At 60.5% G+C, this 13,120-nt stretch carries 11 protein-coding genes; 2 read left to right on the top strand and 9 right to left on the bottom strand.

Annotation, left to right across the window (positions count from 1 at the left end):
* Positions 1–138: 138 nt before the first annotated feature.
* The 9 genes from SLW75_RS14280 to glpK form a co-directional block, all read right to left on the bottom strand.
* Positions 139–1,464: a sigma-54-dependent transcriptional regulator gene (locus SLW75_RS14280; protein ID WP_410934766.1), complete on the bottom strand. Its 1,326-nt coding sequence runs from the start codon at positions 1,462–1,464 to the stop codon at positions 139–141.
* A gap of 197 nt (positions 1,465–1,661) precedes the next feature.
* The gene (locus tag SLW75_RS14275; protein ID WP_410934765.1) at positions 1,662–3,560 is read right to left on the bottom strand and encodes an ATP-binding protein; all 1,899 of its coding nucleotides are present in this window, start codon (positions 3,558–3,560) and stop codon (positions 1,662–1,664) included.
* Positions 3,561–3,649: 89 nt separating this feature from the next.
* Positions 3,650–4,384 (bottom strand): amino acid ABC transporter ATP-binding protein, encoded by a 735-nt coding sequence (locus SLW75_RS14270; RefSeq protein ID WP_065992531.1) that lies wholly within the window; start codon positions 4,382–4,384, stop codon positions 3,650–3,652.
* Positions 4,381–5,049, bottom strand: coding sequence for an amino acid ABC transporter permease (locus tag SLW75_RS14265; protein WP_192135289.1), 669 nt, complete (start codon positions 5,047–5,049; stop codon positions 4,381–4,383). The genes SLW75_RS14270 and SLW75_RS14265 overlap by 4 nt, the downstream gene beginning before the upstream one ends.
* A complete protein-coding gene (locus SLW75_RS14260) occupies positions 5,046–5,792 on the bottom strand; it encodes an amino acid ABC transporter permease (RefSeq protein ID WP_065992535.1) in 747 nt (248 codons plus the stop codon). The genes SLW75_RS14265 and SLW75_RS14260 overlap by 4 nt, the downstream gene beginning before the upstream one ends.
* A gap of 118 nt (positions 5,793–5,910) precedes the next feature.
* Entirely contained in the window at positions 5,911–6,825 is a 915-nt protein-coding gene (locus tag SLW75_RS14255; RefSeq protein ID WP_296308583.1) for a glutamate/aspartate ABC transporter substrate-binding protein, read from the bottom strand.
* 482 nt (positions 6,826–7,307) lie between these two features.
* Positions 7,308–8,879 (bottom strand): glycerol-3-phosphate dehydrogenase, encoded by a 1,572-nt coding sequence (glpD, locus tag SLW75_RS14250; protein WP_410934764.1) that lies wholly within the window; start codon positions 8,877–8,879, stop codon positions 7,308–7,310.
* Positions 8,880–9,093: 214 nt separating this feature from the next.
* Complete coding sequence (locus SLW75_RS14245; RefSeq protein WP_065992540.1) at positions 9,094–9,849, bottom strand: DeoR/GlpR family transcriptional regulator; 756 nt, start codon at positions 9,847–9,849, stop codon at positions 9,094–9,096.
* A 95-nt stretch (positions 9,850–9,944) separates the two neighbouring features.
* Positions 9,945–11,450 (bottom strand): glycerol kinase GlpK, encoded by a 1,506-nt coding sequence (gene glpK / locus SLW75_RS14240; RefSeq protein ID WP_410934763.1) that lies wholly within the window; start codon positions 11,448–11,450, stop codon positions 9,945–9,947.
* Positions 11,451–11,748: 298 nt separating this feature from the next.
* Here glpK and ybaK point away from each other — a divergent pair, with 298 nt between their 5' ends.
* Both ybaK and SLW75_RS14230 read left to right on the top strand, forming a co-directional pair.
* The gene (gene ybaK / locus SLW75_RS14235; protein WP_192135151.1) at positions 11,749–12,219 is read left to right on the top strand and encodes a Cys-tRNA(Pro) deacylase; all 471 of its coding nucleotides are present in this window, start codon (positions 11,749–11,751) and stop codon (positions 12,217–12,219) included.
* 108 nt (positions 12,220–12,327) lie between these two features.
* Entirely contained in the window at positions 12,328–13,116 is a 789-nt protein-coding gene (locus tag SLW75_RS14230) for a PhzF family phenazine biosynthesis protein (RefSeq protein ID WP_410934762.1), read from the top strand.
* The last annotated feature ends 4 nt before the right edge of the window (positions 13,117–13,120 follow it).

The raw sequence follows: 13,120 nt of genomic DNA, 5'->3' as shown, positions 1-13,120 counted from the left end.
TGGCGCGAAGCGGCAGCCAATCCGCTGACTGCGTTCCTCAGGAAGGACCGAGTCGTCCGGTTTACGACTGCTGCGCAGCCGATCGCGGGATAAGCCACGCTCCTACGGTCTGCGGCCAGAATCAAACAGCGAACTTGCTCACCCCAACCCGTATTTCTTCACTTTGTCGAACAGCGTGGTTTTGGCCATGCCCAGTTCCTGGCTGGCCTGGCTGAGATTCCCGCCGCTGCGCTGCAACGCCTCACCCAACAGGTTCTTCTCGAATGCTTCCACGGCCTCGGCGAAATCCAGGCTTTGGGTGGCGACTTCCGCACCGGCGGTCTTGAACGCGGGCAGGCCCAATGCGTACCGCTCGGCGACGTTGCGCAGCTCGCGCACATTGCCCGGCCAGTCGTGGGTCAGCAGCGCCGAGCGGGTCTTTGCGTCCAACTGCGGCGCCTCGCGGTCGAAGCGCAGTGACGACTGCTGCAGAAAATGTTCGAACAACTGCAGGATGTCTTCACGGCGCTCGCGCAGGGGCGGCAGTTCGAGGGTCACCACGTTGAGCCGGTAATACAGGTCGCTGCGAAACTGGCCCGCTTTGCTCAGCGCGTTGAGCTCCGACTTGGTCGCCGCGATCACCCGGCAATCCACCGCCACGCTCTGGTTTGAACCCAGCCGCTCAAGCGTGCGCTCCTGCAATACCCGCAACAGTTTGATCTGCAGGTTGATCGGCATGCTTTCCACTTCATCGAGAAACAGCGTGCCGTCGTGGGCGTGTTCGATCTTGCCGATGCGGCGTTTGCCGGCGCCGGTGAACGCGTTGGCCTCATGACCGAAGATTTCGCTCTCGAACAGGCTTTCCGGCAGGCCGCCGCAGTTCAGTGCAACGAACTGATGGTCGTGGCGGCGGCTGAAGTCATGGAGGCAACGGGCAACCAGTTCCTTCCCGGTGCCGGTCTCGCCTTCGATCAGCACGTTGGCCGAGGTGTCCGCGACGTTGGCGATCAGTGCGCGCAGGGTTTGCATCGCCTGAGAGCGGCCAATGATCTTGCCTTCCAGAGAATCGCGCTCGGCCAGTTGCCGACGCAATGACCAGACTTCCCGGGCCAGCCCGCGTTGCTCCAGCGCGCGGCGGGCGACCTCGACCAGCCGCTCGGGGGAGAAGGGCTTTTCCATGAAGTCGTAGGCGCCATCGCGCATCGCACCGACGGCCATCGACACGTCGCCGTGACCGGTGATCAGCACCACGGGCAGGGTTCGATCGCGCTCTTTCAGGCGCTTGAGCAGCTCAAGCCCGTCGATGCCCGGCAGGCGAATGTCACTGATGACGATGCCGGCGAAATTCTCACTGATCAACGCCAGCGCTTCTTCGGCGCTGCCCACGCCCTGGCTGTGAATGTCTTCCAGCGCCAGCGCCTGTTGGCAGCCGAGCAGGACATGCGGGTCGTCTTCGACAATGAGGACCGTCAGATCAGTGTTCATGGTGTATTCCAGTGCTTGCCCGCGAAGCGGTGTGTCAGGTTTTCGAACAGGGTCACTGCCCCGGTGCTTTCGCGAGCCGACTCGCTTTCATCAAACATCACCACACCGCTGAATCTTCAGCGGCTGGGATGCCGTCTTCGTGAGCAAGCTCACTCCCACATGAACTGTCACACCGAGACTGGGGATGCACTGATCTCTCATACACCCGCCGCCCCGGGGTCAACCAGCGGCAACACCAGCACAAACATCGTGCCGCCCTCGGCCGGGTGCTCAGCGTTAAGCGTGCCGCCTGCCGCCGTGGCAAGGCTGGCGGACAGCGTCAAACCCAACCCGAGGCCCTGCTCACCAGGCTTGGTGGTAAAGAAGGGTTCGAACAAATGCTTGCGCGCTTCGGCGTCGATGCCGTGGCCGTTGTCCCGCACACGCAACCGATAGCGGCCCTCGAACACGTCACCGTCCAGCCATAGAGCCGGCAGCGGCTGCGCCTGCATGGCGTCCAGCGCGTTGCCGATCAGGTTGACCAGAATCTGCTCAAGCCGGGTCTGATCAATCGCCAGTTCGACATCGTCGATCTGCTGATGCAGCGCCAGTGACGCATTGTCCAGACGCGCCGCGAGCAATTGCAATGCAGCCTCGACTGCCTTGCCCAGGGACGCCTGACCTTTATCTTCCCCGCGCCGGGCAAAGGCGCGCAGGCTGGCGGTGATACGGCCCATGCGGTCCACCAGATCGTTGATGGTGCGCAGGTTCGCACTCGCCGTGTCCAGCGCACCCCGTTCGAGGAACCGAACGGTGTTGCCCGACAACGTGCGCAGCGCCGCCAGTGGCTGATTCAGTTCATGGGCGATGCTGGTGGACATCTGGCCGATGGCCGCGAGTTTGCCGGCCTGGATCAATTCATCCTGGGCCTGGCGCAGGGTCTCTTCGGCCTGGCGACGTTCACGGATCTGGCCCTTGAGGCGTTCGTTGCTGGCGCGCAGGTCAGCGGTGCGGTCGGTAATGCGCCGTTCCAGCTCGTTGTTCGCCTGCTCCAGCGCTTCTCGGGCGGCGAGGCGGGTGGAAATCACCTTGCGCCGCTCGTTCCAGGCAATCAGCAGAAACGCCACCAGCGCGCAGGCGACGGCGACCAGCATTCCCTGATTGGCGGCTTCCCGGCGCAAGTCTTCCAGTGGTGTCAGCAGGGTCAGGTGCCAAGGCGTGTCAGCCAGTTCGCGGGTCTGCGCCAGATAACTCACCACCGTGTGCTCATGATCGACGCTGGTGTTGGCGGGAAAGGTCAGCTTCTCGACGCCGTCGGCAATCGATTCACGTTCCAGCGGCACCAGCTCGTTGAGCGGCCACCAGTAATATTGCAGGCTGCGCGCCAGCCGCTCCTTGATCTCGGCGGTCAGCGGGCGGACTGATTTCAGCCGTCGCGCCGGATCGCTGGAGAGGATGATGATGCCGTTCTCGTCGCTGACAAACGCTTCCAGGCGCGCGCGCTGCCAGCGCTCTTCCAGCGCTTCAAGCCGGACCTTGATCACCGCGACCCCGATGATTTTGCCTTTCTCTTCCAGCCCGTGGGCCAGGTAATAACCCGGTTCGCCGGTGGTGCTGCCGATGCCGTAGAAGCGCCCCGGCAAACCGCGAATCGCGTCCTGATAATAGGCGCGGAAAGACAAGTCCTCGCCGAGGTAACTGTCGGCGTCGCGCCAGTTGCTGGTCGCCAGCACCCGGCCGGTGGTGTCCAGCACATAGATGGCCCGACTGCGGCTGCGCCGGTTCAGGCCTTCGAGGTAATCGTTGACCTTAGAACGCAACTCCGCAGATGGATGGTTGAGCAGGTCGGAAACATTGGATTCCAGCTCCAGCACGCTGGGCAGGTAGTTGTACTTGTTGATCTCGCTCTCGACGGTGCGCGCGTGCAGCTCCAGCTGACGCTGACCGTTTTCACCCAGCGCCTTGATGGCGTTCTTCTCGCTGTACAAATACGTGACGTAGCCCAGCGCAATCATCAGCAGGATGATCAGCGGTGGCACGAACAGATGGCGAATCAGTCGGGGTTTCACGGTGAGTGATGGCGGCGCGGCGCGGTAGAGAGGGGGGGCGCATTTCATCACAGTCGTCCTGGACCGGCCAGCCGCCCGTTTCATCAGGGATGAAAGGGCGGCCGGCGGTTTTTACGCCCTCGAAGGGCTAATGCTTTTTAGTGCTGCAGGATTTTGTTGAGGAATTGCTGAGCCCGCTCGGAGCGCGCGTTGACGTCGCCGAAGAACTCTTCCTTCTCGCAGTCTTCGACGATCTGGCCCTTGTCCATGAAGATCACCCGATCCGCCACTTTGCGGGCGAAGCCCATTTCGTGGGTCACGCACATCATGGTCATGCCTTCATGGGCCAGTTGCACCATCACGTCGAGCACTTCGTTGACCATTTCCGGGTCGAGCGCGGAGGTCGGTTCGTCGAACAGCATCACCACCGGGTCCATGGCCAGCGCGCGGGCAATCGCCACACGTTGTTGCTGGCCGCCCGACAGTTGCCCCGGATGTTTGTGGGCATGGTCCGACAGGCCGACACGTTCGAGCAGTTGCAGGCCTTTTTTGGTGGCCTCTTCCTTGCTGCGACCCAGCACCTTGATCTGCGCGATGGTCAGGTTTTCGGTGATGGTCAGGTGCGGAAACAGCTCGAAATGCTGGAACACCATGCCGACGCGCGAACGCAGTTTCGGCAGATTGGTTTTCGGGTCGGCGATTGAGGTGCCATCAACCACGATGTCGCCTTTCTGAAACGGCTCCAGCGCATTGACGCATTTGATCAGCGTGGACTTGCCCGAGCCCGACGGGCCGCAGACCACAATCACTTCACCTTTTTTGACCTCAGTGCTGCAATCGGTCAGCACCTGGAAGTCCCCATACCACTTGTTGATATTTTTGATGGAAATCATACGGCTAACCTTTTTTGCATGAACTTGACCAGGCGCGACGCGGCGAAGCTGATCGTGAAGTACACCAGACCGGCGACAATCAGGAACTCGTTGGAGCGCCCGATGATGTCGCCGCTGGAGCGTGCCGAGTTGAGGAAGTCGACCAGGCCGACCGTGTAGACCAGCGAGGTGTCCTGAAACAGGATGATGCTCTGCTGCAACAGCAGCGGGGTCATCTTGCGGAACGCCTGGGGCAGGATGATCAGGCGCATCATCTGGCCGTAGGTCATGCCCAGCGCCTGAGCGGCGCCCATCTGGCCGCGGGAAATCGACTGCACGCCGGCCCGCACGATTTCACAGAAGTAGGCCGCCTCGAACATCATGAATGCCACGACGCAGGAGGTGAACGCGCCGATCGGCGTGTCTTCGCCGGTGATCCAGCGCAGCACGAACGGCACCGCCAGGTAGAACCAGGTGATGACCAGCAGCAGTGGGATTGAGCGGAAGTAGTTGACGTAGGCGCCGGCAAGACGTGACGCCAGCTTGTTCGACGACAACCGCATCAGCGCCAGAATCGTGCCGATGATGATGCCGCCCACGATGCCCATGACCATCAACTGCAAGGTCATGAGCATGCCGTTCCACATGCCCGGAATCGCAGGAATCACTCCAGAGAAGTCCATTATTTACCTCCCACGGAGATCAGGCCTGGCACCGCCACTTTCTTCTCGACCAGGCGCATGAGCAGCATCAGGCTCATGTTCAGGGTGAAGTAGATCAGCGTCGCCAGGGTGAAGGCTTCGAACAGGTTCGCGGAAAACTCGGCGGTCTGTTTGGTCTGCGCGAGCAACTCCATCAGGCCGATCAGCGACGCCACGGACGAGTTCTTGAACACGTTGAGGAATTCGGAGGTGAGCGGCGGAATGATGATCCGGTACGCCTGGGGCAGCAGCACGTTCCAGTAGATCTGCGGCAGCTTGAAACCCATGGCGCGCGCAGCGGATTCCTGCCCCACCGGCAGTGCCTGAATACCGGTGCGCACTTGTTCGCAGACACGTGCGGCGGTGAACAGGCCGAGGCACACGACAACACTCAGGAACGCTGAAGTCGTCGGGTTAAGGTCTTGCTTGTACCACTCCTGCAGGTTCTCAGGCAGCAGATCCGGCACGAGGAAGTACCAGATGAACAGCTGCACCAGCAGTGGCACGTTACGGAAAATTTCCACGTAAATCGCGGCAATTGAAGAAACGATGCGGTTGGGCACCGTGCGCATCACCCCGAGCACTGAGCCCAGGAGTAACGCAATGATCCAGGCAGCAACGGCAATGGCGATGGTCCAGCCCAGCCCGGTGATGTACCAGTCCAGATAGGTCTCGCTGCCGACGCCCGTGGACTTGAAGAACACGCCCCAGTCCCAGTTGTAGTTCATCAGGGTCTCCCCTCTTATCGATCGTTATGCACGCACGCGCCAGTTAGCGGCTTCCGGAAACGCAGGGCGTCTCCGGAAGTCAGGCTTTTCACGTTGTCAGAATGGCGGAGCGAAGGACTCAGGCCTTCTTGTCCGGCGCCGGCTTGTCGTTCGGATTGGCGATCAGCGCTTTGAGCTGTTCGCTCATCGGGAACATCAGGTTCAGGCCTTTTGGTGGAATCGGCTGGGTGAACCACTTGTCGTAGATCTTGTTGATCTCGCCCGATTTGTAGGTCGCAACGATGGCGTCGTCGACGGCTTTCTTGAACGCAGGGTCTTCCTTGCGAACCATGCAACCGTAGATTTCGTAGGACTGAGGGGTGCCGGTAACGGCCCAGTCGGTCGGCTTCTTGGCCTTGGCCATTTCGCCTGCGAGCAGGGCGTCGTCCATCATGAAGGCAACGGCGCGGCCCGACTCCAGCATCTGGAACGACTCGCCGTGGTCCTTGGCCGAAATCACGTTCATGCCCATCTGTTTGTCGGCGTTCATCGCCTTGAGGAGGCGCTCGGACGTAGTACCCGCCGTGGTCACGACGTTCTTGCCCTTGAGGTCATCGAAGTCTTTGTAGGACGAGTCAGCTTTGCTCAGCAGACGCGTGCCGATTTCGAAAATGCCGACGGAGAAGTCGACTTGCTGGGCGCGCTCGGCGTTGTTGGTGGTCGAACCACACTCAACGTCGACGGTGCCGTTCTGGACCAGCGGGATGCGGGTCTGGGAAGTGACCAGGTTGTACTTGACCTTCAGATCAGGCATGTCCAGATCTTTCTTGATCGCTTCGACGATCTTCAGCTGGATGTCAGCGGAGTAACCCACTGGCACGCCGGAAGCATCAGCGATATAGGAAAAAGGAATGGAGGAGTCGCGGTGACCGAGGGTAATGGTGCCGGACTCTTTGATTTTTTTAAGCGTGCCGGTGAGTTCGGCGGCGAAAACGGGGGTGGTGATCAGAGCGGCAGCAATGGCTGCGCCCAGGAGTTGGGGAACGATGCGCATCTGTTTTTCCTCGACATTGTTTTTTTTATTGGGCCGGTGTTGGACGGCCCTATCGTTTCAGAGCGCTTCAACGGCGGCCCAGTCAGGCGACACGCTACATCGAAGCAATCGTGCAAGAGTGTAGAGCATGAGTCATGCCAGAGAGGTGACCGAAGCTAAGGGTATGAAAGTGTTGGCTATTTATGGAGGAGGGAAGTGGGCGAGGCGGATCGGCCGTCCGGGAATCCGAATCGGGTGGGGCGAGATGTTCGGGAATCCGAATGATAGCGGCGGGGTGGGGCGTGTTGAGGCAGATGGTTTTGCGGTGTGCTGTCTGACGCTTTCCCGGCTAAAGCCGGTCCAACAGAATCGCGGTGATTCCGCTGTACCGGTTCAAGCCGGCCCGCAGGATCGCGGTGCTCCCGCTGGACCGGCTCTAGCCGATCCCCGGGATCGCGGTGCTTCCGTGGGACCGGCTTCAGCCGGGAATTGGATCTGGCAGATTATGCGTGAATCTTTGGCGCCGACACGGGCCATTCAATACGCTCAACGGCCCCGTTGCTGCGTGCCTCGTTGTCCAGGTACGCCTGAACCTTCTGATGCTCTTCGTCGGTGGTGAACAGACCCAGCTTGGTCCGGCGCCACAGAATGTCCTGGGCCTTGGTCGCCCATTCCTCACTGCACAGGTAGTCCACTTCGCGGCTGTACAGACCGCCGCCCAAGTGTTCGCCCATTTCGCCCAGCGTCTGAACGCCCTCCACGATGCGCCAGCTGCGTGAGCCATAGGTAATGGCCCAGCGCTTGGCGATTTCGGCCGGCAGCCATGCACAACGCTGCTGCAGCTCGGCGGCCAGTGCCTGAGGCGTGGTCATGCTCTCACCGCCCGGGAGGCTGGCTTTCGCGGTCCAGCTTGGCTTCATCTGCGGGAAGAACGGCGCCAGTTGCTGCATCGCCGACTCCGCCAGTTTGCGGTAGGTCGTCAGCTTGCCGCCGAACACGGACAGGATCGGCGCCTCTTGGGCGCTGCCCGACAGCGAAAGGGTGTAGTCGCGGGTGATCGCCGACGGGTTGTCCGACTCGTCATTGCACAGCGGCCGCACGCCTGACCACGTGCTCAGAATGTCGGCGCGGCTGAGTTGCTTCTTGAAGTGATCATTCACGATCTTCAGCAGGTAATCGGTCTCGCCTTCGGTGATCGCTACTTTGCCCGGGTCGTCAGAATATTCGCGGTCCGTCGTACCAATGATGGTGAAGCGTTCCAGGTACGGAATGGCGAACACGATGCGCTGATCTTCGTTCTGCAGAATGAAGGCGTTTTCACCTTCGTACAGTTTCGGCACGATCAAGTGGCTGCCCTGAATCAGGCGAATGCCGTACTGCGATTCGAGCTTGAGATCTTCACGAATGAACTTGGCAACCCATGGACCCGCCGCATTCACCAAGGCTTTGGCGCGAATGGAAAACTGACTGCCATCCGCACGCTCCATGTTCATGTGCCACACGCCGCCGCTGCGATGGGCGCCCAGGCAGCGGGTCTGGGTATGGATGTGCGCGCCTTTTTCACGGGCGGCCATGGCGTTGAGGACGACCAGACGTGCATCGTCAACCCAGCAATCTGAGTATTCGAAGCCTTTGGTAATCGAGCTGTTCAACGGGCTGTTGGCGCCAAAGCGAATGCTTTTCGAGCCTGCCAGCTTCTCGCGCTTGCCAAGGTGGTCATACAGGAACAGCCCGGCGCGGATCATCCACGCGGGGCGCAGGTGCGGACGGTGGGGCAATACGAAGCGCATCGGCTTGACGATGTGCGGTGCTTTTTCCAGGAGCACTTCACGTTCGGCCAGCGCTTCGCGAACCAGACGGAATTCGTAATGCTCAAGGTAACGTAGGCCACCGTGGATCAGCTTGCTGCTGGCCGAAGAGGTGTGGCTGGCGAGGTCGTCCTTCTCGCAGAGAAAGACTGAAAGGCCCCGGCCCGATGCGTCTGCCGCGATGCCGACACCATTGATGCCACCACCGATCACGGCAACGTCGTAGACCTCGGAAAGGGGTGGGGTCGGCAAACTGGACTGGGCCATCGGGGCCTCCTGAGTGTTCGATCGCGTTCGAATGTTGCGCTACTGGGAGGGCGAATTCGAACATTTATGTTCATTTCCGAAAATAGTAGCGCAATAAGGCGAACACAGCCACTCAGTATTCATTGAAAATACTGATCAGAGAAAAGGGAAAGGAACAAAAGCGAACATCGGAGGTGAGGCGAGCGCCGGAATCTCGCTCGCTCATGGATCGGGGTTAGACCACTTCCAGCCGAATCTTGTTCTGGGTCAGCAGTTGCGACAGCGCTGGCACGGGCGTCTGGTCCGTCACCAGGCAGTCGATCAACGTGATCGGTCCCAGTCGAACCATCGCGTTGCGGCCGAACTTGCTGGAGTCCGCAGCCAGAATCACCTGACGCGCGTTGGCGATGATCGCCTGGGAAACGCGCACTTCCTGATAATCGAAATCCAGCAGGCTGCCGTCCTCGTCGATCCCGCTGATGCCCACCAGGGCGAAATCGACCTTGAACTGCGTGATGAAATCCACGCTCGCTTGACCGACCACTCCGCCATCGCGGCGCACATTGCCGCCTGCCAACAGCACTTCGAAGTCGTCCTTGCCGCTGAGAATCGACGCCACGTGCAGGTTATTGGTGATGATCTTCAGGTGGTTATGGTTGAGCAGCGCGCGGGCAATGGATTCGGTGGTGGTGCCGATGTTGATGAACAGCGACGCGTGATCCGGGATCTGTGCGGCGATGGCCTCGGCGATGCGCTGCTTCTCATCGCGCATCTGATCGGCACGCATGGCGTAAGCAGTGTTTTCGATGCTGGAATCGTAGGCCGCGCCGCCGTGGTAGCGACGCAGGAGATTCATTTCCGCGAGCTGATTGATGTCGCGGCGGATGGTTTGCGGGGTCACGACGAACAGCTGCGCCATTTCCTCGATGCTGACGTAGCCGCGCTCACGGACCAGCTCGAGGATCTGCTGTTGACGGGGTGGCAGATTCATTTTTTATCCTTCGGGCACGGGCGCCCATGATGCCGCAGGCAGCCATTACCTGTCAGCCGGAAAAAATGCCTCTGCCGTTCCGTTCAGGATCGCGCTTATTCCACCTCTTCGTGGGGTTCCCAGTCGCGCGTGCGGTCTACTGCCTTGCGCCAGCCGGCGTAGAGTTTTTCCTTCTCGGCGTCATCGCATTGCGGCTCGAACTTGCGCTCGATGACCGCTTTGCCCTTCAGCTCGTCCAGCCCGCTCCAGAAACCGATCGCCAGACCGGCCAGATACGCTGCGCCCAGTGCGGTGGTTTCGCGCATTTTCGGGCGCTCCACCGGCGTGCCAAGAATGTCGGCCTGGAACTGCATGAGGAAGTTGTTCGCCACTGCGCCGCCGTCAACGCGAAGGGCCTTGAGCGGCTCGCCGGCGTCCTGTTGCATGGCGTCGAGCACGTCGCGGGTCTGGTAGGCGATGGACTCCAGCGCCGCACGGATGATGTGGTCGACCTTCACGCCACGGGTCAGGCCGAACAAGGCGCCCCTTGCATACGGGTCCCAGTAGGGCGCGCCCAGACCGGTGAACGCAGGCACCAGATAGACGCCATTGCTGTTCTTCACTTTGGTGGCGAAGTATTCGGTGTCCATGGAGTCGTTGACGATTTTCAGCTCGTCGCGCAGCCACTGCACGGTGGAGCCGCCGTTGAACACCGCGCCCTCCAGTGCGTATGCCACTTCACCACGCGGACCGCAGCCGATGGTGGTCAACAGACCGTGATTGGATTTGACGGCTTTCTTGCCCGTGTTCATCAGCAGGAAGCAGCCGGTGCCGTAGGTGTTCTTCGCCTGACCCGGCTCGACGCACATCTGGCCGAACAGCGCCGATTGCTGATCCCCGGCGATCCCGGCGATGGGGATGCCGCTTTTGCTGTGGCCATAGACTTCGGATGACGACTTGACCTCCGGCAACATTTCCCGGGGCACGTCGAGCACGTCGAGCATGCGCTGATCCCATTCCAGCGTATGGATGTTGAACATCATCGTGCGCGAGGCGTTGGTGTAGTCAGTGACGTGCACCTTGCCGCCGGTAAATTTCCAGATCAGCCAGCTGTCGACGGTGCCGAACAGCAACTCGCCACGGCGGGCGCGCTCACGGCTGCCCTCAACGTGATCGAGAATCCACTTAAGTTTGCTGCCGGAAAAGTAGGGATCGATGACCAGACCGGTGGTGTCGCGGATGTAGTCTTCCAGACCGTCACGCTTGAGTTGCTGGCAGATCTCGGTGCTGCGGCGGCATTGCCAGACCACGGCGTTGTAGATCGGCCGACCGGTGTCCTTTTCCCAGACCACCGTGGTTTCGCGCTGGTTGGTGATACCGATCGCGGCGATCTGGTTGTGATGCAGATTCGCCTGGGCCAGGATCTTGGTCATGCACGCGGTCTGGGTCGCGAAGATCTCCATCGGATCGTGCTCGACCCAGCCAGGCTGGGGGTAATGCTGAACGAACTCACTCTGGGCGCTGCTGACCACATTGGCGTCGCGGTCAAAAATGATGGCGCGGGAGCTGGTGGTGCCTTGATCCAGAGCGATGATGTAATTCTTATTTTCGGTGTCGGTCATGGTGAATGCCTGGTGATGTAGCGAGTTTCCGGAAACGGCCGTCCGTTGTGTTGCCAGTGCTCAGTGCCTTTGCGCACTGAATACCGGGATGGCGTCAAGGAAGCAAGCGAGATATTCGTATTCGAAAAAATATAGACGTAAACGAACCTTGTCAAAGGTCGAAAGCGAACCTTATCGATGAATGTTCCAAGACGCCGATATTAGTGGATAAGTCCTTCTCGAATGCAGGCATTTCGATAACCAATGGCCTAAAGTATCGGCAGCAAACAACAAAGTGTCTGGTTGTCTGGAGCACTGCATGACCCCTGCATTGGATTTACTGAAAAAGGTTCGCGCCGAACATCGCGTCCACAGTTACGAGCATGATCCCAAGGCCGCATCGTATGGCCTGGAAGCGGCAGAAAAGCTCGATCTGGCCCCCGCTCAGGTGTTCAAGACGCTGCTGGCCAGCACCGAAAAAGGAGAGCTGCTGGTGGCGGTCGTTCCGGTGGTGGGCTCGCTGGACCTGAAGGCCCTGGCCCATGCCGCCGGCGCCAAGAAGGCCGAAATGGCTGACCCGGCCGCCGCCCAGCGTGCCACCGGCTATCTACTGGGTGGGATCAGCCCGCTGGGGCAGAAGAAAAGGCTGCGCACCTTCATTGATGAGTCCGCTCAACCGTTCGCGACGATTTTTGTCAGCGCCGGTCGACGAGGGCTCGAAGTCGAACTGCCCGCCGCCGTACTTGCACAACACACCGGTGCGACCTTTGCCCGTATTGGCCGGGAATGATTCGCCGGGTTTACCGGAAATGCCAGACTCTTTCATGCGGTGACACTGACCGCAGACCCGCAGCGCCCGGAACGGGTTGCCGCGTTTCTTTACTCGGGGATGCCTTCCATGAAGCTTGAATTCCATCAGGTCGACGCCTTCACCGACCGCCCGTTCTCAGGCAACCCGGCAATGGTCTACCGCCTGGACGCCTGGCTTTCCGATCAATTGATGCAACAGATTGCCTCAGAGCACAATCTGTCAGAGACCGCGTTTTTGGTCCGTGAAGCACCGGGCTGGCACATACGCTGGTTCACCCCGACCCATGAAGTGCCGTTGTGCGGACATGCGACCCTGGCCAGCGCCTTCGTGCTGTTCGAGAAATACGGCGAGAAGGCCGAGGTTATCCACTTCACTGGCAAATCCGGCGAGTTGAGCGTGAGCCGCGAGGGCAATCGGCTGGTCCTGGACTTTCCGTCCATGCCGCCCGCCGAGCAGGGTGTGACGGTGGAAATCGAACGCGCCCTTGGGGTTGCCGTCGTCGACGTGCTGAGCGCTGCGGAATTGCTGGTGGTGCTGGAGTCCGAGCAGGCGGTTCGCGATTGCAAGCCCGACTTCGCCGCCCTCGCGCGTTTGCCGTGGCCCGGCGTGATCGTGACCGCAAAAGGTGATGGCGAGCGCTACGATTTTGTGTCGCGCTATTTTGCGCCGGGCATCGGCGTCAATGAAGACCCGGTCACGGGCTCGACGCACTGCAGCCTGATTCCCTACTGGTCGGCCCGGCTGAACAAGTTCAGCCTGACGGGCTATCAGGCGTCGACGCGGGGAGGGGAGCTGTTCTGCCGGCTTGAGGGGGAGCGCGTGAAAATCGGCGGGCACGCGACGCTGGTCGCCAGCGGCGCGTTGATACTGAGTTAGTCGA

Origin of the sequence: Pseudomonas sp. W5-01, from assembly GCF_046540435.1 — a bacterium.
In the GTDB taxonomy this organism is placed as follows: domain Bacteria; phylum Pseudomonadota; class Gammaproteobacteria; order Pseudomonadales; family Pseudomonadaceae; genus Aquipseudomonas; species Aquipseudomonas graminis_B.
The sequence above is the reverse complement of the archived record's forward strand: the minus strand, read 5'-3'. Positions and strand labels throughout refer to the sequence as shown.